Genomic DNA, 17,958 nt, shown 5'->3' with positions numbered 1-17,958 from the left:
CCCTCCGGCGCTCAGCGCCAGAGAGGGGGAAGGCGCGTCAGCGCCTCAGGGGGAGAACTTCCAATCAGAACTTGAAGTTTGCCGTCAGACGGGCCGAGCGTGCAATGCCGGGGAAGTAGCGGTAGCCGCTCTTGTTGATGGCCGCCACATAGTCCTTGTCGAACAGATTGAAGACATTGAGCTGGATGTCCAGATTCTTGTTCACGCGGTAGCTGGCCATGGCGTCAAACACCCAGTAGGAGTCCGTGTGGCTGGGCGTGCCCACGGCACCGTCGGTGCCGCGCTTGAGGCCGCCCGCATAGCGCGCGCCGCCGCCAATCGTCAGGCCGAAGGGCAGCTGATAGGTGCTCCAGAGGCTGAAGGCATTCTTGGGCGTATAGGTCAGACCGTTGCTGGCGTCGGCTGCCACCAGGGCACCGGTGTCGACCTTGGTGTTCTGCACGGTGTAGCCCGCGCTCACGCCCCAGGCCTTGTTGATCTGGCCGATCACGCCCAGCTCCAGGCCCTGCACGATCTTCTTGCCGGTCTGGCCCACGGTGCCGTCGGAGTTGGTGACGATCTCGTTGGTCACTTCGGTGCGGAACAGCGCGCCGCTGAGCATCAGGTTCTTTTCCATCAGCTCCCATTTGCTGCCCAGCTCCAGCGTCTTGGCTTTCTGCGGGTCCATATTGGGGTTGGCGGCATTGTTCAGGGCGGCCGACAGCGCAAAGTTGCTGCCGCCCGGTGGCTGCTGCGAGAGCGCGTAGTTCAGGTAGACGCTGCCATTGGGGGCGGGCTTGTAGAGCAGGCCGGCCTTCCAGCTCAGCAAGGTGCCGGACTTGCTCAGGCCGTCCGAGGTGGTGGGCACCACGGTGCCCGCAGGGTTGCTGCCGCAGGGCTGGGTGGTCGAGGTGGCCGTGCAGACCGCCATGGCGTTGTACGAGGTCTTGTAGCGGTCCAGGCGCAGGCCCAGATTGGCCTGCCACTGGTCGTTGAACTTCAGCGTGTCGAAGGCATACAGCGCCACGGTGTCGGTCTTGCCCTTGCTGTCGGCGCCGTTGCGTACATAGGCAGGCAGCGTGACGCTGGCGTCGGGGTTGTACACGCTGACCCGGCTGGGTACCGAGCCCGAGGTGGCCAGGCCGTAATTGGTCTGTTCCTCGCGCGTCAGCTCCAGGCCCAGGCTCAGATCATGCTGCACGCTGCCGGTGGCAAGGCTGGTGCTCAGATTGGTCTGGTTGGTCAGGATGCGGTTGACCTGATCCTTGGTGTTGATGAGGCGCGCCATCGACCATGTGGATGGATCGGCGGGGTTGGGAGTCTGCAGACCATTGCTGCCAAGCACGCCGCCCGCAGAATAGCCCTGGCCCATGATGGCCGAGAGCAGATAGTCCTGCTTGGTCTCGCCCCAGCGCGTGGTGTTGCGCAGCTTGGTGGTGGACGAGAAGTCATGCTCTACCTTCAGCGTCGCCATATTGGCCGTCACGTCGTCGTGGTCGGAGGCCGTGCCGTAGAAGTTCTTGCTGTTGACGCGTGCTGCAGAATCCAGAAAGGCGCGGCGGCCCGCATAGCCCGCAGCGTCGGGAGAGGTGTAGCCAGGCAGGCCGATGGTGGCAACGCCGCCGTCGGGCACATTGCTCTGCTTGATGTGCAACAGGTTCACGAACACGCGGGTGGGCGAGTTCAGGCCGAAGGCGAACGAGGGCGCAATGCCCCAGCGGTTGTTCTCGATGCCGTTGCGGCCCGCCACATTGGCGTCCTGCGCCATGGCGTTCAGGCGCACGGCCGTGCCGGTCTCTGCATTGATGACGCGGTTCAGGTCGATGCTGGCGCGTTTGTAGCTGGCCGAGCCCAGGCCCAGGGAGCCGCCGAAGCTGTTGTTCAGATTGGCCTGCTTGCTCACCAGATTGATGGCACCCGTGGGGGCGCTGCGACCGTAGTCCGTGCCGGCCGGGCCCTTGGTGACTTCGACCTGGTCGATGTTGAACATATCGCGCGAGATCGAGCCGATGTCGCGCACGCCGTCCACATAGATGCTGCTGGAGCTGTCGAAGCCGCGCATATAGACGGCGTCGCCGGTGCTGGTGTTGCCGTTCTCGCCCGCGTAGAAGGTGCCGGCGCCGGGCACATTGCGCAGTGCCTCGGTCAGCGTGGTGGCGCCTTGCTCCTGCAGCAGTTGCTCCTTGATGACGTTGACGGTCTGCGTGGTGTTGACCAGCGGCTGGGTGAACTTGGGCGAGGACAGCTGGCCGGGCGTGTAGCCGGTGTCGGCCTTGCCTTCCACCTTGACTTCCTTGAGCGTGGTTTCTGTGGACTGGGCCTGCGCTGGCAGTGCCAGCGTGGCGCCGGCCAGCACGGTGGCGCAGGCGACCAGGCCGGCGGAGGAAGGCAAGCGGCCCGCGGAATGCTTGCGGCTTTGGATATAGATGTTGGATTGAGCCATGTTGAAAGGACTGGAAGTGAAGACAGTTGGCTGGCTGGTACTGGCTGTCTGCACTTGTGATGCGAGCGCAGACGCGGGTGGCGTCCGGGCGAAGTCCTGGCTGGCTAAAGCGTACTCGGGTACGAATGCAGCGAATGATAATGATTCTTAATATAACTTTGCGAAAGTTTACGGAGAATCATGCTCGGCGTTGTTGCATAGCAACATGGTCGGGATAGGCGGGCGCTCGCTTCACTTCGAATATGAGAGCTACTACCGCCTTTTCTATCTGTATTTCAAGGTGCTAGAGCATTGAAATCATCGAGCAGCATGCGTTGGCTGCTTCTTTTTTAGAGTATTTACGGTCGCGTAGCCTGGGCGCTGTCCCTGGCCTGCAGCAGCAAATCATGCAACAAGGCCTGCTGGGCCGCAGGAAAGTCGCTGAGCAGCTCGGTGGCTATCTGCTCGCGCCGGCTTCTGAGCTGGTCGAACAACTGCTGTCCCCTGGTGCTGAGCTGCAGGCAGCGTACGCGCTTGTCGGCTTCGCTGGCAGAGCGCTCCAGCCAGCCCTTGTCCTGCAACTGGGCCAGGGTGCGCGCCATCTGGGCCTTGTCGGTGTGGCTGTGCTCGACCAGTTCCTTTTGCGTGATGCCGGGGTGGCGACCGGTGTGCATGAGGATGCGGAATTCGTTGAAGGTCAGCCCCGGTTGCACCGCTTCAAGCGACTCAAGCAGGCGCGCGCGAAACAGGTGCAGCAGATCGTGCAGCACCTCGAACACTTCGGCAGCGATGGATGAACTCATGGTGGGAAAGGTTGTTTGTTGACTTAGTCAACTTATTAATGGATATTTCGTGGACTTTATCAACTTAATGAAAATCATGTCCAACACCGAGACAGTGTCCATCATGCAGCGTGTACGCCACGAATTCCGCTCGCGCCATGTGCAGTTGCTGGCGCGCGAGCAGCTCAGCCCCGGCTTTATCCGCCTGACCGTGGGCGGCCCCGAACTGGCAGGCTTTGTCAGCGCGGGCTTTGACGACCATACCAAGCTCATCCTGCCCCAGGCCGGGATGGACAGGCCCAATCTGCCGCAGATGGTCGACGGTCGCCCGCATATAGCCGGCGAGCGCCCCACCATGCGCGACTACACGCCGCTGAACTACGACGCCGCCCGCAACACGCTGCAGCTGGAGTTCGCCGAGCATGGCTCGGGTCCGGCCGTGGAATGGGCGCGCACAGCACCTATCGGGCAGTGGCTGGGCCTGGCCGGCCCGCGCGGGAGCCTGGTCGTGCCCGCCGATCTGGACTGGCATGTGCTGCTGGGCGATGAAAGCGCCATGCCCGCCATGGAGCGCCGCCTGGCGGAGCTGCCGGCCGGCAGCCGCGCCATCGTGCGGGTGCAGATCGGCAACCCGGCAGACCAGCGCCGCTGGAGCAGTGCTGCGAAGCTGGATCTGCAGTGGGTGTCGTCTCTGGCCGCGGCCGTCGATGCCCTGGAGCTCCCCGGAGGCGAGGGCTTTGTCTGGGCCGCAGGCGAGAATCGTGCCATGGCCGATCTGCGCAAGCGCATTCTGGCCAAGCCCGGTGCCCATCCCAAGCGCATGCGGATTGCGTCCTACTGGAAGCAGGGCGAGGCCGCTCACCACGAGGAACTGAGCGCGAATGACTGAAGAGACAAGTCCGCCTTCACGACTCACTGCAATACTGCGTCGCAAGCTGCACAAGCGCTACACATCCCTGGTGTTTGCCTTCTACATGGCGCTGATCATGGCGTTCTTCATGTGCTGCATCATCGTGGCTGCCAACGGCGGCATGGGGGAGGGCTATGGATGGCGAGTGCTCAAGGCCTATGCGCTGGCCATGCCTTCGGCCTTTGCTTGCGTGGTGTTGGTGCGTCCGCTGGTCATGCGGCTGGTTGCCGCCACCGTGCAGCACTGAGCGCTCCTCACTGATTGAGCAGGATGGGAGTACCGGTTGCATCGCGCCGCAGCTCGGCCGCGCCGCTGGCAAGCAGACTCTCGATCAGGCTTTCCAGCCATTGCTGCGCGGTCTGCGCGCCAAAGTAGCTCTGGTGCAGGATGCCGAAATAGGGGGTGGCACAAACCCAGTCCTGCAGATCCTGCACCCTGATGCTTTGCCACTCCAGCAGCTTGTATTTGAGCAGTACCTTGGCGGCATAGCTGGCATGGCGTTCCGGAGACTGGACAAAACCTGCCAGCCGCTTGCGGGCAATGCCCAGAGCCGCCTGCACATCGCCAAACAAGCCGCCGTGTCCGGGAATGACGAGGCGGGGCTCCAGGCGCTCGATCACGTCCAGTGTTGCGGCGACCTCGTCGAAGGCGGCAATGCCTTCGATCTCGGGGAAGACCACGCCAAAGCCGTTTTCCCATAGCGCATCGGCAGAGATCAGGATGCGGCTGTCAGGCTCGAACAGAATCACCGAATGGGGATCATGGCCGGGGGCTGCATGGATCTGCCAGTCGCGGCCCGACAGGCGTACCGCGCTGCCTGGCTGCAGCAGGCCCGTGATGGCAAAGCGTGGGCATTCCTGGCCCGTGGGGGCGTAGCTGAGGGCGGCGTCGTCCCAGCTGCGCACCTGCTCGGCCTGGCCTGGTGCGATAAAGGTCTGCACCTGTGGATAAGCCTGCTGCAGCGCGGCATTGCCGCCGCAATGGTCGCTGTGCAGATGGGTGTTGAGAATGCGCGCCAGCGGCTGACCTGCCAGCGTGCTTTCGATCAGTGCCAGGGTTTGTGCGCTATGCGTGACATAGCCGGTGTCGATGACGGCAGCACCTTCGGCATCGCCGGCCTGTGCGGCAAAGACGATATTGTTGGCCGACAGCCAGCCGCGCTCCAGCACGGTCATGCCGGGCGGCAGTGGGACATGCATTGCCGGGGATGCATTCATCGGACTGGTCTCCTGTGCGGTGCTTTGTGTTTTGCACAAGCCTAGCAGACCGCTCATCACGCAGCTGTCGCGCGGGCGAGCTGCTCAGTGCGATTCGACCGAAGGCAGGATGTTGCGGCGAATCACCACGGGCTTGCCGCCAAAGCGCTGCTTGGACAGCCAGTGCGCCAGGGCCGAGTCGAGATGCGTGGCGTGGCCGGGAAACCAGTCCACCAGGGCCTTGGTCAGATCGCGGCAAAGGAGGATATTGCCTTCGGCGAGCTTGACGCGGACCTCTGCCACCGACTTGAGCACGGCCGCATGTTCGTCGATATGGCAGTCGCGTGGAGGGAAGCCGGTATTCAGCATCCACTGGTCCTCTTCGGCAAAGTGGTGCTGCAGATGGCTTTCCATGGCTTGCAGCAGACTGGGCAACTCGCTGTCTTCGGCGGTTTGCAGCAGGGCAATCAGCTTGACGAATTCCTCGTGCAACTCGTCCATGGGCCCGTGGCCCATGAGCAGATGGTCTCCCCAGACCAGGGGGGCGGTGTGGCTCATGGCAATGTCTTCTTGTGAATGCTGCGGAGTGCGCGCAGCTTGTCTCTGAAGACCATTATGCAAGCCGTATCGGTGGGCAGGCATCCTCCAAAAGAGGGGGGGGCGGTCTGCCGTGCGGGCAAAAGAAAAAGCCTCTTGAACCGAAATTCAAGAGGCTTTGTCTGGTGCGCGATACATGGATCGAACATGTGACCCCTGCCGTGTGAAGGCAGTGCTCTACCGCTGAGCTAATCGCGCTTTAACTGGTGGGTGATACATGGATCGAACATGTGACCCCTGCCGTGTGAAGGCAGTGCTCTACCGCTGAGCTAATCACCCGAAGACCGCAATTCTAGCAGCAACTTTGGAAGTCTTCGGGAAAACTCGTAAATTTTCTGAAAAAACTCAGTTCGACCGCAGCTCGCGCCGCAGGATCTTGCCCACATTGGTCTTGGGCAGCTCGTCGCGGAACTCGATATAGCGTGGCCGTTTGTAGCCCGTCAACTGCTCCTGGCAGTAGCGCATGACCCGGTCTTCCGTCAGCGAGGGGTCGCTGCGCACCACATAGACCTTGATCGATTCGCCCTGCTGATCGTCCTTGACGCCCACGGCTGCGCATTCGAGCACGCCGGGGCACATGGAGATGACGTTCTCCAGCTCGTTCGGATAGACGTTGAAGCCGCTGACCACCATCATGTCCTTTTTGCGGTCGATGATGCGGGTGTATCCCTCGTCGTCCAGCACACCGATATCGCCGGTGCGCATATAGCCGTCGGCCGTGAAGGCCTTGGCGGTCTCTGCAGGCTGGTTGTAGTAACTGTGCATGACGTTGGGGCCCTTGATACAGAGCTCTCCCGCCTGGCCGTTTGGCAGGTCGTGGCCTTCATCGTCCTTGATGGCGATCGAGATGCCGGGCAGAGGCAGGCCTATGGTGCCGGTGAACTCCTTGTTGGTCACGGGATTGTTCGTGCCTATGGCGCAGGTCTCGCTCATGCCCCAGCCTTCGATCATGGCGCAGCCCGTGGTCTGCTGCCACTGACGCGCCGTGCCTTCGGACGCCGCCATGCCGCCGGCCTGGGAGATGAACAACTGCGAGAAATCGAGCTGGCGGAACTCCGGGTTGTTGAGCAGCGCATTGAACAAGGTGTTCACGGCTGGCAGCACATGGAAGGGCCGCTTCTTGAGCACCTTCACAAATTTCGGGATATCGCGCGGGTTGGGAATCAGACTCAGGCTGCCGCCCAGTCGCATGGCGAACAGGCTCACGGTGAGCGCGAAGATGTGATAGAGCGGCAAGGCCGCCACGATATGGGTTTCATTGGCCTTGACCCTGCCTTCCAGCGCTGGGGTGAACCAGGTATGGGCCTGCAGCGTGGCGGCGACGATATTGCGATGGGTCAGTACCGCCCCCTTGGACAGGCCTGTGGTGCCACCCGTGTATTGCAGAAAGGCAATCGAGTCCAGCGTGGCCGTGCTGGGGATGAGCTTGCGTCCTGCGCCCTCGGTCAGCGCCTTGCTGAACTGGGTGACCTGGCGCTGCTGGCTGCCGGCGCCTGAATCCGAGCCAAGGGGCAGGTCGAAGGCCGGCACCATCTTGGCCAGATGGCGCACGGCAAAGGTGATCCAGCTGCCGTACAGGCCGCCGAGCAGATCGCCCATGCTGGTCAGGCAGATATGGCGGATATGGCTGCGCTCCAGCACCTGGGCCAGGGTGTGGGCAAAGTTCTCCAGGATGATGATGGCCGTGGCGCCCGAGTCCTTGAGCTGATGCTCGAGCTCGCGCGCGGTGTAGAGCGGGTTGACGTTGACGCAGGTAAAGCCTGCGCGCAACACGCCGGCCATGCTGACGGCGAATTGCGGCACATTGGGCAGCATGATGGCCACGCGCGCTCCTGGCTCCAGACCCAGACTCTGCAGCCAGGCCCCCATCTGTGCGGATAGCCTGTCCAGCTCGGCATAGCTCATCCAGCGGTCCATGCAGACCGAAAACGGCCGCTCTGCATGCTGGCTGAAGGCTTCTTCGAGCAGGTGCACCAGCGAGCGGTACTGTTCGGGCTGCACATCGTGCGGCACATTGGGCGGATAGTTCTTGAACCAGGGAGCGGCAGCGTCCATAGAAGAGGTACCTTGCAGAAGCCGCTCGTCGTCCAGGGAAGAGGGCGGCGGGTTGAACAAAGAAGGCCAGCGTGCAAAACCTGCGCTGCGGCTGATTCTGCGGATGCGCTCTGTCAGGGTCTACGGGGGCTTGTCCTAGGCGTGGAGCGGCATGCTTGCTACGCTGGGTCCGAGAACGCAAACACGTTCTGAGGAGGAGCAGCTTTGAATACCTGGTTCTGGCGCTGTGTGGTGATGGGAAGCTGGCTGGCGCTGTTGCTCTGGTGCAGCTATTGGTGGCCGCGCTCAGTGGCTGTGGCACTGCTGGGTGCGGGGCTGATTGCGAGCGGAGCCGGGCTGCAGCTGGGCACGCAGATGCTGATGATGCGTGCGGTGCTGCGCGGTCGTGGATTGCCGCTGCCGCCTGTCATGGTCGCGCTGCGGGCCTGGTTTGCCGAGTGGCGCTGGGCCTGGCGGCTGTTCGGCTGGCAGATTCCTTTTGGCGAGCATGCAGAGCCCGATGGAGTGCCTGTGGATCGCGAGGGCAAGCAGCTGCAAGGGCAGGTGGGCGTGGTACTGGTGCATGGCTATTTCTGCAACCGTGGCGTGTGGACCGTGTGGCTGCGCAGGCTCAAGGCACGCGGTATTCCCTGCATGGCCATGACGCTGGAGCCGGCTCATGGCAGTCCAGTCGATGCCATGGTGGACGATCTCGACAGATGCGTGAAAGCCATGGTCCAGCAAACCGGCCGTGCCCCTCTTCTGGTTGCACACAGCATGGGCGGTCTGGTGGTGCGGGCCTGGCTCAATCGGCTCGATGCTGATGAGCGTGCGCGCCATGCGGCCCATGTGGTCACCGTGGCCACGCCGCATGGCGGAGCCTGGCTGGCGCGGTTTGCGCAGCGCCTGCCGGCCGTGGATATGCGCGAAGGCAGCGACTGGCTGCAGCGGCTGGGGCCGCCGCCCCAGGATGTGTCATTCAGCTGCTGGTGCAGCAGCAGCGACAACATCGTCTTCCCCCCCGACCTTGCGATCTTGCCGAATGCGCAGTGTCATCAGGTCGACGATGCAGCGCATATGCAGCTGCTGTTCGATCCTCGGGTCTGGCAGCACTGCCTGCAGTTGCAGGCGCAATTGCAGAGCGGGCATCAGGCAGCCGAGGTGGGCGCCTCCGCAGCCGACGCCGGGGCACGGGCCTGCGGGTCCTGAATCAGGTGGATGTCGGTGGCGGAAACCAGGGCGATCTGCTGCTCGGCGCAGCGCTGCAGCAGGCCGAACAGCAGGTCGCTGCGCGTGCTGTAGACATTGCGCGAACTGGAGACATGGCCGAAGCTGGTGATGTTGACCACGCTGCCATTGATGGAGTCCACATACATTGAAGGAGCAGGGGTGCTCAGCACGGCCTCATGCTCGGCATAAAGGCCCAGCAGCACCTCGCGCAGCTTGACGATATCGGTGTTCAGCGGCACCGAGAACGCGATCGAGATGCGGCCCAGCGCGCCATCCATGGTCAGGTTCTGCACGGACTTGGTGATGAACTCCGAGTTGGGCACGATGACGGTGGATTTGTCATCGGTCTGAATCTCGGTGGCGCGCACGCTGATGCGGCGGATGTCGCCGACCTGATCGCCGATACGCACGCGGTCGCCCAGCTTCACGGGGCGCTCGGCCAGCAGAATCAGGCCCGAGACAAAGTTCTGCGTGATGGCCTGCAGACCGAAGCCGATGCCGACGGACAAGGCGCTGGCCAGCAGAGCCACTTTTTCAAAGCCTATGCCCAGGGCCGCCAGCGTCCACAGGCCGGACAGCAAAATGCCCATATAGCGGGCCACGGTGCTGATGGAGTTGCGTGCGCCTATATCCAGCTCGGTCTTGGGCAGATAGGTTTCCACCAGCCAGTGCTGCAGGGCGCCAAACACGGTCAGGCCTGCAACCAGCACCAGCAGGCCGCGCAAGATCGTCATGGGGCGCAGGAAGGAGTCGCCCACGGGCAGACCGTTGGTCAGCGTATCGGCCAGCACGATCAGGCTGCTGGAGTTGCCAAAGGGCGCGATCAGCGCCATCAGCCCCAGCAGCAACAGACAGACACGCGTGAGAGCCGACAACAGCACGCCGACCTGCTCCAGGCGCGAGGGCTTGAGCCCCGTGCCGGCAGCGAAGCCCTGGCCGATACGGCTCTCGCTGGAGCACAGCCAGGTAAAGAGGTCGTCGGCAAACTTCATCAGCAGCGAGGTGGCCAGAACCACCACAGTAATCCAGACCATTTGCGTGGCTGCGAATACCGAAAAGTTCAGATAACCGATCAGCGCTGCGATGAGCGCGGCCAGCACCGTCAGATGCCCGCCCAGCCAGGCCAGCATCAGCCAGCGACTGGTTGCCGCAGGCCGGTAATCGTCACCATGATGAGCGGCCTTCTCGCGCTCGGCCAGTTGCTGGCGCTTGCGTTGCTTGTTGATGACCATCAGCACCGACATGATGAGCAAGGCATAGACGAGCGCAATCAGTCCGTCCAGGGCCACGCTGCTGACGGCACTGGTGCGTGCGGCAATGTCCACCGCGTTGAGCATCATGGAGAACCAGGTCAGACCGGCGGCTCCCCAGGCAAAGCGTGTGAGCGCAGGGGCGGCGATGTCGTCGATGTTGAGCAGCCGCCAGGTCGGACGCTTGGGCACCAGCAGGCAGGCGCTGACGGAGAGGAAGAAGGCGGCGACAAATGAGGATTGAATCCAGGCATCGGCCACGGTCTGCAGGCGCGGTGCAATCGCGTCTATGGAGCGCAGGCTCTCGATGAATATCAGACTGGCCAGGCCGGGCAGGGCCGTACCCACTACCAGCATCCAGACAGCCAGACCTGTGCGGCGCAGCCGTCCGTTGGGTGCGCGTTCGGAGGCCGCAAATTTGCGGCCTGCATAGCGCAGGCCGATGCGCAGCGGAAACATCACAAACAGCGCCAGGGCAATGCCGGTCAGCGTGGCCGACCAGCCATGTTCGGCAATGGCTGCCGCAAAGCTGGCCTGGCCCTGGCGTGTCAGGGCCGCAATGCGCTGCAGGTCGGTTGGCAGATGTTCGGCAAACTGCTTCCACAGCGAGGGCGACAGCGGCGATGCCACTTTGCGGGCGATCTGTGCGTTGAACTGCTGGGTGCGGATTTTCTCGATGCTGTCCGTGGTCTGTTTGGCCTCCATGGACAACAGCTTGCCGCGCTTGAGCGCGGAGTCCAGCTCGCTGTGCTGCTGCGCCAGATCCTTGCGTTGCAGGCTCAGTTCGGGGGATTCCTCGCTGCCTTCGGCCACCGGACCCAGCTGGGCAATGCGAGCGTCGATTTGCTTGAGCAGCGGCTCCAGCGCCGTGACGGCATTGTCGGCATCGCGCTTGGACTGCAGGGCTTTTTCGGACAGTGCCTGCAGCGTTTCGGATGTGTCGGCGTCATCGAGCGACTGGCGTACCTTGTCCAGGGTGTTCGATGCTTGTTGAATCTGGGCGATGGACGTGGTCTGGATATCGCCATTGGCAGGCAGCTCGGCCGCGACGGCCAGACCTATGCAAAGTTGGAGCGCTAAAAGCCAGCGCAGCAGTTGGTTGCAGCGGTAATGCATTGTGAAGAAGTGAGTGGGCGGCAGTTTGCCTCTGGCGCTCACTATAGGTGCAATGCTGCGGTCAGGGTTTCAGGGCGCAGCCAAGTCATACAGGGCTTGCAGCCTGGATATTCGGCGTCAATTGCTATTAAAAATGGAGCTTTAAGCGCTTTTGGGGAAAGGAGTAGGGCCGAATTTTCATCTAAAAATTCGGCGCGTGACCTCGCGCTTGCCAAGGCGCGTGCCGGTATACATCCGCTGACTAAATCAGCTGCTCGCCGGGCAGCAACTCCTTGGCGCCAATGGTGGGCAACTGACGCAGCTGCTCATACAGAGGTGCAAAGTCGGTATCGGCCAGGTTCAGCAGGTGGGGCATGTCGTCAATCACGAAATAGGTCTGCTGATAGGTGTCAATCTTGTAGAGCGTGCGCATGGTGCGCTCCAGCTGCAGCGGCAAACGGTGCGGCTGCGGGCTGTTGACGCTGTACTCCAGCTCGCCCACAGAGCTGAGAATGCCTGCGCCATAGGCGCGCACGCCGCCGCTCTCACGGATCAGACCGAATTCCACCGTGTACCAGTACAGGCGCGACAGCATCTCGCAGGCGCCGAGCTCGGCGGCCTTGAGGCCGCCCTGTCCGTAGGCCTGGATGAAATCGGCCATGACGGGGTTGAACAGCAGCGGCACATGGCCAAAGAGGTCGTGAAAGACGTCGGGCTCGACGATGTATTCGAACTCCTCGGGCTTGCGTATCCAGTCCGTGACCGGGAATTTGCGCTGGGCCAGCAGCGAGAAGAACGGTACCTCGGGAATCAGACCTGGAACGCCGACGATCTCCCAGCCCGTGGCCTTGAATAGTCGCTCGTTGATTTCCTCGAAGCGCGGAATGCGCTCCTTGGCGCCCAGCGACGGCAGGGCGTCGATGAAATGCTGGCTGGCGCGGCCCGGCAGCAGCGCGGATTGGCGCTCGTAGAGGCGGTGGTAGGTGTCATGCTCGGCCTCGGTATAGGCGGCATAGTCTTGCGTGCAGGTGTAGTCTGCATGGGCACGCGTGTAGTCGCCGCGTGGCGGGCGATCGGACTGGCCATAGACGACGGGGGCCGCGCCGATGCTGCCGGTCATGGCGGTGCTGTTCTGGATGCTGTTCATAAGGTACTCCCTGAGATGAGGGGTCGCGAAGGCTGCGGCCAGAGCTCGTGGCCGGGGCGCAGCAGGGAAAAGGAGAAGCGAGCCGAAAGCTGGCTCAGTGCATCTGTATCTGGGCGCGCTTGACGAGCTGTCCGTAGCGCGCATGCTCGGCCTGCACCAGGCGGGCAAAGTCCTGCAGACGCAGGTCGTCGCGCACCACGCCCATGGCGTCGAAGTACTGCTGTATATCGGGCCTTTGCAGCGTCTGGGCAAAAGTCTCCGACCAGCGCTTGGCCTGGCTGTCCGTGATGCCGGCAGTGGCGAAGATGCCGAACCAGGTAGTCAGATTCATGCCCTTGATGCTGTCGTCCAGGCTGGGCACTTCCGGCAGAGCCGGCAGCGGCGAGCGCCAGGTCACGCCAATGGCCTTGAGCCTGCCGGCCCGCAGATGAGGCAGAGCCGAGGCAATGTTGTCGAACATCAGATCGGCCGTGCCCTCGAGCAAGGCCGACAGAGCCGGTCTGGCCCCGCCAAACGGCAGGTGCTGGAGCGGAACCTGGGTCAGCGACTGGAACCACTGGCCCGCGATATGGCCGATGCTGCCGTTGCCCGCCGAGGCATAGCGCAGGGGCTGCCGGTGCTTGGACATGAAGCGCAGCAAATCCTCGGGCGTGTAGATGCGCCACTGCATGGCCAGTTCGCTGCGCATGACCAGCACATGAGGCATGCGGGCCACGAGTGTCAGCGGCTGAAAGTCGCGCAGCGGATCGTAGGGCAACTGGGGGTTGAGCCAGGGAAGGATGGCATGTGTGGCCACGGCACCCATCAGCAGCATGGGCTCGCGCGCTCCTGCTCTGGCCACCATGGCTGCACCCGTGGCGCCACCGTCGCCTGCGACATTGAGCACATTGATATTGCCCAGGGCCGTGGTTTCCTGCGTCAGCTTGCGCGCTGCCCGATCCAGCGGCCCGCCCGCCGCATAGGGAACGACCAGCGAGAGTTCGTTGCGGCTGCGGCTGGAATTCGACGGCAGGGCGCTCGCATCCCGGGCAGCATGCGCGCTGTCCGCGATCAGGGAGGTCGCCGAAGCCACCGCCAGGCTCATGGCCTGGCGGCGGGAAAGGCGCCAGGTGTCGGCAGGCGCGTCCAGCCTCGGTGCTCTGCAGTCCTCGGGGGCTGTAGCGGGGGGCTGATGGGGGCGCGACACTGGATCCTTCCGGGCGTTGAAGCTGGCTGCGCCGACTCACGTCAGGCGTGGATGCGGCAGTGCAGCATGGCGGGAAGTATAGGGACGGAAATCGGTCGCCACATGGTCCGTTTGATGGAGTGGTAACCATTGGTATCTTTTTGATGTATTGCGTAGCGCCGGAGCCCACGCCGGCCATGCTGCAAGCGAGCAGACGAGGCGGGTGAAGGCCGAGGTGGCGCATGGCAGGCTCCGTTGATCTGGCTCAGGTCTTGAGCACGCCGCGGCGCATCTGGTCGAGTTCCATGGTCTCGAACAAGGCCTTGAAATTGCCCTCGCCGAAGCCGCTATTGCCCTTGCGCTGGATGAACTCGAAGAAGATGGGACCCAGCTGGTTTTCGCTGAAGATCTGCAGCAGCAGCTCGCCCGGCTGGCCGTCCACCAGGATGTTGCGCGCCAGCAGCTCGGGAATGGGTTCCTGCAGGTCCGGGATGCGCTTGGGCAGCAGCTCGTAATAGGTCTCGCTGGTGTTCAGCAGCTTGATGCCGTTCATCTGCAGACCGTCCACGGTGTCGTAGAGATTGGTCGAGCCCAGCGCGATGTGCTGTATGCCTTCGCCGTGGTACATGTCCAGATATTCCTGAATCTGGCCGGCCTTGTCGTTGCCTTCCTCGTTGATGGGAATGCGGATCTTGCCGCAGGGGCTGGTCATGGCCTTGCTCTTGACGCCTGTGGCCTGACCTGCGATGTCGAAGTAGCGGATCTCGCGGAAGTTGAAGATGCGCTCGTAGAACTCGGCCAGCTCGGCCATGCGGCCGCGGTAGACGTTGTTGGTCAGATGGTCGATATAGGTCAGGCCCAGACCCTCGGGGTGCAGATCGGCACCGGGCAGAGGCTCGAAGTCCACGTCGAAGAAGCTGATATTGCCCAGGTCACCGTCCTTGGCACCATTCTTGCCGCGCCATTTGTCGATGAAATAGATCAGCGAGTCGCCAATGCCCTTGATGGCGGGAATGCTCAGTTCGCCGGGGGCGGCCTGCTGGGCATAGCCCCAGGCACCCAGCGAGGTGGCGCGCTCATAGGCGTACTTGGCGTCGTTGACGCGGATGGCGATGGCGCAGACGCTGGGGCCGTGCAGACGCGCGAAGCGCTGGGCAAAGCTGTCGGGCTCTGCATTGATGATGAAGTTGATCTCGCCCTGGCGATACAGGGTCACGTTCTTGCGGCGGTGCTTGGCGATGGCCTGAAAGCCCATGCGCTCGAACAGCTGACCCATGGCCACGGGATCGGGGGCCGCGTATTCGACGAACTCGAAGCCGTCCGTGCCCATGGGGTTGTCCCAGGTCTGGAACTGGCTGGCGTTGCTTTGAGTCAGTGGGGCGTTCATGGCAGAGGTCTCCATCGGGTAGGGGCGCAACACATGAAGAACAGGTGTCGACGATGGATGCACTGTAGGACAGGGCGCGGACAAGCTTCATGCAAAAATGCCTTGGCTGCAAACAGCTCAATGCATGAAAATTGCATAAAAAATTGATTTCATGCAATTTAAATGGTTATCAAGGGTTAACCATTAATAAAAACTGCGCTTTTTTTATAATCTGCCGCCATGAGTTCCATGCACACCATCGACAAACTGGATAAGGCAATTTTGCGCCGATTGCAGGCCAATGGCCGAGAAACTTATGACGTCATCGGGGAGCAGGTCGGCCTGTCGCCCAGCGCCGTGCTGCGCCGTGTCAAGCGGCTGGAGGAAAACGGTGTCATCGACCGCTATGTGGCTTTGGTGCAGCCCGAGACCGTGGGTCTGGGGCTGACCGCCTATATCAATGTGCGTCTGGAAAAATACACCGAAACCAGCAAGCGCAATCCCATGGATGTGTTCCGCGCCAGCGTGCAGACCTGGCCCGAGGTGGTGGAGTGCGTCTCCCTCACTGGCGAGATGGACTATCTGCTGCGGGTGGTGGTGGCAGACATGCAGCATTACAGTCGTTTCATCATGGACACGCTGCTCAAACACCCCAGTGTGCAGGATTGCAAAACCAGCTTTGTCATGGACCGGGTCAAGGTCACGACGGCCGTGCCGCTCTAAGCCTTCGTAGAGGTCCTTCATACGGACCATGACCTAGCCGGAAACAGAAGCTAAGGTGTTGAATTAGCGGAAAATCCTTACAGGATTGTTGCAATGCAACATGCGGCTTGTGAAACCTCGGGTTTTTACCTATATTTCAGGCTATGAACCTCCCCAAAGACTGGTTGACATCGCCCTGGCAGGCCGGCTCCGGCTGGCTGCGAGACATGGGCAAGTCCCATGGCGCCGAGCGTCGCTCGCCGTCCTTGGTCCCCATCCGTTCGCTGAGCCCGCGCCATCGCGACCGCATCATCAAGCATCTGCTCAAGCTGGATGCGCGTGATCGCTATCTGCGCTTTGGCTATGCGGCCAACGACGAGCAGGTGCGCCGCTATGTCGAGCAGCTCGATTTCGAGCGCGACGATATCTTCGGCATCTTCAATCGCCGCCTGGAATTGATCTCCATGGCGCATCTGGCCTTTGCCGGCCATCCCGAGCATGAGAAATGCGCGGAATTCGGCGTCTCCGTGCTCAAGAGTGCACGTGGCAAGGGGCTGGGGGCACGTCTGTTTGCACGTGCAGTGCTGCATGCGCGCAGCAAGAACGTGAGCATGATGTTCATCCATGCGCTGTCCGAGAACACGGCCATGCTCAAGATTGCGCGCAACGCGGGTGCCACGGTCAAGCGAGAGGGCTCGGAATCCGAAGCCTATCTGGAGTTGCCGCCTGCCGACTTCGAGACCCATGTCAGCGAGCTGGTGACGGAGCATCTGGGCGAGATGGACTATCAGCTCAAGAAGCAGGCCGTCAATTTCTGGGCTTTCCTGGCCGGCGTGCAGGAAGTGCGCAAGGGTGTGCAGGAAGGCCGCCATAAATCAGGCGAGTAAATCGTCTTGTGAAGCCAGCAAGGCTGCAGCCCAATAAAGACAGGCGCAAGCAGATATCAAGATGGCTTTGATTGAGTGCGCTCGGTGACAGCCATTCATGGCTTTTGTGAGCTAGCAAGCCGTCTGTCAACACAATCCGTTATTCTTGGGGACTTGTTCGACTACCGCACGTCCTGCACTCCAAGACAGTGTCTGACCCCCATCCTGCGCGACTTCCCGAGAAGGAAGACAAGCGAAGCTTCCTGCAAAAGGTGGCTGAGTTCATCCATCCGGCACCGGAGTCTCCCGATGAACTGATCGAAACCCTGGCCGAAGCCGAAGACAACCAGGTCATCGGCACCGAGTCGCGTGTCATGCTGGAGCGCGTGATTCGCATGGCAGACATGAGCGCCGGAGAAGTCATGGTGGCCGCGCCACGCATGGATCTCATCAATATCGATGCTCCGTATGAAGAAATCCTGCACCAGGTTCTGACCACGGCGCATTCGCGCTTTCCGGTCTACCAGGGCGAGCGCGAGAACATCATTGGCATTCTCATGGCCAAGGATTTGCTCAAGCTGCAGCGCTCTCCCACCCTGAATATTCGTGCTCTGGTGCGCCCGGCCGTCTTTGTGCCCGAGAGCAAGGGCCTGAACGACCTGCTGCGTGAGTTTCGCGCCAATCGCAATCATCTGGCCGTTGTCATCGACGAGTTCGGCCGTGTGGCTGGCCTGGTGACGATTGAAGATGTGCTGGAAGAAATCGTCGGCGAGATCGAGGACGAGTTTGACATCCCCGAGGACGAGGGCGATATCTTTGCTCTGGCCGACAATAGCTACCGCGTGGCGGGCGATGCCAGCATCGAGCATGTGAGCGAGGAGTTCGAGACTTCGCTGCATGCCAGCGACCCCGATGCCGAGTTCGATACCATTGGTGGATTGATTGCCCATGAAATCGGCCATGTGCCCAAGCGCGGCGAGCAGATTCATCTGGGCGGGCTGGAGTTCACCGTGCTCCACACCAAGGGCGGCGCGGTGCGCTGGTTCAAGGTGGTGCGCGATCCTTCGCCAGACAGCTTGGTTCGCAACTGATCGCGACTTGCGCAAATTCGGGTCAGGCCTGGTGTGATGCCGGTGGAAATACTGGTTGTGCCTCTTGGTTTGCACAAATCTTGGCGATACCTCGTATGCTTGAATTCACCCAACCGCCCGGTTGGG

15 protein-coding genes and 2 tRNA genes are annotated in these 17,958 nt (G+C 62.0%); 6 read left to right on the top strand and 11 right to left on the bottom strand.

What is annotated here, in order from left to right; all coding sequences use genetic code 11:
* Positions 1-64: 64 nt before the first annotated feature.
* Together AAIL67_RS10935 and AAIL67_RS10930 are read right to left on the bottom strand one after the other, a co-directional pair.
* Entirely contained in the window at positions 65-2,422 is a 2,358-nt protein-coding gene (locus AAIL67_RS10935) for a catecholate siderophore receptor Fiu (RefSeq protein WP_224649000.1), read from the bottom strand.
* A gap of 338 nt (positions 2,423-2,760) precedes the next feature.
* Positions 2,761-3,204: a MarR family transcriptional regulator gene (locus tag AAIL67_RS10930; protein ID WP_034354637.1), complete on the bottom strand. Its 444-nt coding sequence runs from the start codon at positions 3,202-3,204 to the stop codon at positions 2,761-2,763.
* Between the two features lie 67 nt (positions 3,205-3,271).
* Between AAIL67_RS10930 and AAIL67_RS10925 the strand changes: the two genes are divergently transcribed.
* Both AAIL67_RS10925 and AAIL67_RS10920 read left to right on the top strand, forming a co-directional pair.
* Positions 3,272-4,072 carry a siderophore-interacting protein gene (locus AAIL67_RS10925; RefSeq protein ID WP_063663761.1) on the top strand — a complete coding sequence of 267 codons (801 nt, stop codon included), beginning with the start codon at positions 3,272-3,274 and terminating at the stop codon, positions 4,070-4,072.
* Positions 4,065-4,340, top strand: coding sequence for a DUF2798 domain-containing protein (locus tag AAIL67_RS10920; RefSeq protein WP_063663763.1), 276 nt, complete (start codon positions 4,065-4,067; stop codon positions 4,338-4,340). Before AAIL67_RS10925 ends, AAIL67_RS10920 begins: the two co-directional genes overlap by 8 nt.
* Before the next feature lie 7 nt (positions 4,341-4,347).
* Here the strand turns inward: AAIL67_RS10920 and AAIL67_RS10915 are convergent, their stop codons facing one another.
* From AAIL67_RS10915 to AAIL67_RS10895, 5 genes are all read right to left on the bottom strand, one after another.
* Complete coding sequence (locus AAIL67_RS10915) at positions 4,348-5,310, bottom strand: MBL fold metallo-hydrolase (protein ID WP_343484016.1); 963 nt, start codon at positions 5,308-5,310, stop codon at positions 4,348-4,350.
* A gap of 84 nt (positions 5,311-5,394) precedes the next feature.
* A complete protein-coding gene (locus AAIL67_RS10910) occupies positions 5,395-5,847 on the bottom strand; it encodes a hemerythrin domain-containing protein (protein WP_343484014.1) in 453 nt (150 codons plus the stop codon).
* A 162-nt stretch (positions 5,848-6,009) separates the two neighbouring features.
* A tRNA-Val gene (locus AAIL67_RS10905) sits at positions 6,010-6,084 on the bottom strand.
* Positions 6,085-6,090: 6 nt separating this feature from the next.
* Positions 6,091-6,165, bottom strand: a tRNA-Val gene (locus AAIL67_RS10900).
* Between the two features lie 66 nt (positions 6,166-6,231).
* On the bottom strand, positions 6,232-7,941 hold the full coding sequence (locus AAIL67_RS10895) for an AMP-binding protein (RefSeq protein ID WP_003067999.1): 1,710 nt from the start codon (positions 7,939-7,941) through the stop codon (positions 6,232-6,234).
* Between the two features lie 204 nt (positions 7,942-8,145).
* Here AAIL67_RS10895 and AAIL67_RS10890 point away from each other — a divergent pair, with 204 nt between their 5' ends.
* Positions 8,146-9,129: an alpha/beta fold hydrolase gene (locus tag AAIL67_RS10890; RefSeq protein WP_343484012.1), complete on the top strand. Its 984-nt coding sequence runs from the start codon at positions 8,146-8,148 to the stop codon at positions 9,127-9,129.
* Here AAIL67_RS10890 and AAIL67_RS10885 read toward each other — a convergent pair.
* The 4 genes from AAIL67_RS10885 to hppD all read right to left on the bottom strand — a co-directional run bounded on the left by AAIL67_RS10885 (position 9,069) and on the right by hppD (position 15,194).
* Entirely contained in the window at positions 9,069-11,516 is a 2,448-nt protein-coding gene (locus AAIL67_RS10885) for a DUF3772 domain-containing protein (RefSeq protein ID WP_034354617.1), read from the bottom strand. The genes AAIL67_RS10890 and AAIL67_RS10885 overlap by 61 nt on opposite strands.
* A 241-nt stretch (positions 11,517-11,757) precedes the next feature.
* The gene (phhA, locus tag AAIL67_RS10880) at positions 11,758-12,642 is read right to left on the bottom strand and encodes a phenylalanine 4-monooxygenase (RefSeq protein ID WP_343484009.1); all 885 of its coding nucleotides are present in this window, start codon (positions 12,640-12,642) and stop codon (positions 11,758-11,760) included.
* A 94-nt stretch (positions 12,643-12,736) separates the two neighbouring features.
* Entirely contained in the window at positions 12,737-13,828 is a 1,092-nt protein-coding gene (locus AAIL67_RS10875; RefSeq protein ID WP_238585743.1) for a tripartite tricarboxylate transporter substrate binding protein, read from the bottom strand.
* Between the two features lie 244 nt (positions 13,829-14,072).
* Complete coding sequence (gene hppD / locus AAIL67_RS10870; RefSeq protein ID WP_343484007.1) at positions 14,073-15,194, bottom strand: 4-hydroxyphenylpyruvate dioxygenase; 1,122 nt, start codon at positions 15,192-15,194, stop codon at positions 14,073-14,075.
* A gap of 219 nt (positions 15,195-15,413) precedes the next feature.
* On the opposite strand from hppD, the gene AAIL67_RS10865 reads away from it, so the two are divergent.
* From AAIL67_RS10865 to AAIL67_RS10855, 3 genes are all read left to right on the top strand, one after another.
* Entirely contained in the window at positions 15,414-15,896 is a 483-nt protein-coding gene (locus tag AAIL67_RS10865) for an Lrp/AsnC family transcriptional regulator (RefSeq protein ID WP_034354614.1), read from the top strand.
* A gap of 143 nt (positions 15,897-16,039) precedes the next feature.
* The gene (locus tag AAIL67_RS10860) at positions 16,040-16,762 is read left to right on the top strand and encodes a GNAT family N-acetyltransferase (protein ID WP_034354611.1); all 723 of its coding nucleotides are present in this window, start codon (positions 16,040-16,042) and stop codon (positions 16,760-16,762) included.
* Positions 16,763-16,950: 188 nt separating this feature from the next.
* The gene (locus tag AAIL67_RS10855; protein WP_003068015.1) at positions 16,951-17,832 is read left to right on the top strand and encodes a transporter associated domain-containing protein; all 882 of its coding nucleotides are present in this window, start codon (positions 16,951-16,953) and stop codon (positions 17,830-17,832) included.
* The last annotated feature ends 126 nt before the right edge of the window (positions 17,833-17,958 follow it).

Source organism: Comamonas sp. A7-5, assembly GCF_039581385.1.
In the GTDB taxonomy this organism is placed as follows: domain Bacteria; phylum Pseudomonadota; class Gammaproteobacteria; order Burkholderiales; family Burkholderiaceae_C; genus Comamonas; species Comamonas thiooxydans.
This window is presented reverse-complemented; position numbering and strand designations above follow the sequence as displayed.

Excerpts from the sequence above, each read along its gene's own strand:
- AAIL67_RS10935 (WP_224649000.1), bottom strand. The coding sequence starts at position 2,422 with ATGGCTCAATCCAACATCTATATCCAAAGCCGCAAGCATTCCGCGGGC.
- AAIL67_RS10930 (WP_034354637.1), bottom strand. The coding sequence starts at position 3,204 with ATGAGTTCATCCATCGCTGCCGAAGTGTTCGAGGTGCTGCACGATCTG.
- AAIL67_RS10925 (WP_063663761.1), top strand. The coding sequence starts at position 3,272 with ATGAAAATCATGTCCAACACCGAGACAGTGTCCATCATGCAGCGTGTA.
- AAIL67_RS10920 (WP_063663763.1), top strand. The coding sequence starts at position 4,065 with ATGACTGAAGAGACAAGTCCGCCTTCACGACTCACTGCAATACTGCGT.
- AAIL67_RS10915 (WP_343484016.1), bottom strand. The coding sequence starts at position 5,310 with ATGAATGCATCCCCGGCAATGCATGTCCCACTGCCGCCCGGCATGACC.
- AAIL67_RS10910 (WP_343484014.1), bottom strand. The coding sequence starts at position 5,847 with ATGAGCCACACCGCCCCCCTGGTCTGGGGAGACCATCTGCTCATGGGC.
- AAIL67_RS10895 (WP_003067999.1), bottom strand. The coding sequence starts at position 7,941 with ATGGACGCTGCCGCTCCCTGGTTCAAGAACTATCCGCCCAATGTGCCG.
- AAIL67_RS10885 (WP_034354617.1), bottom strand. The coding sequence starts at position 11,516 with ATGCATTACCGCTGCAACCAACTGCTGCGCTGGCTTTTAGCGCTCCAA.
- phhA (WP_343484009.1), bottom strand. The coding sequence starts at position 12,642 with ATGAACAGCATCCAGAACAGCACCGCCATGACCGGCAGCATCGGCGCG.
- hppD (WP_343484007.1), bottom strand. The coding sequence starts at position 15,194 with ATGAACGCCCCACTGACTCAAAGCAACGCCAGCCAGTTCCAGACCTGG.
- AAIL67_RS10865 (WP_034354614.1), top strand. The coding sequence starts at position 15,414 with ATGAGTTCCATGCACACCATCGACAAACTGGATAAGGCAATTTTGCGC.
- AAIL67_RS10860 (WP_034354611.1), top strand. The coding sequence starts at position 16,040 with ATGAACCTCCCCAAAGACTGGTTGACATCGCCCTGGCAGGCCGGCTCC.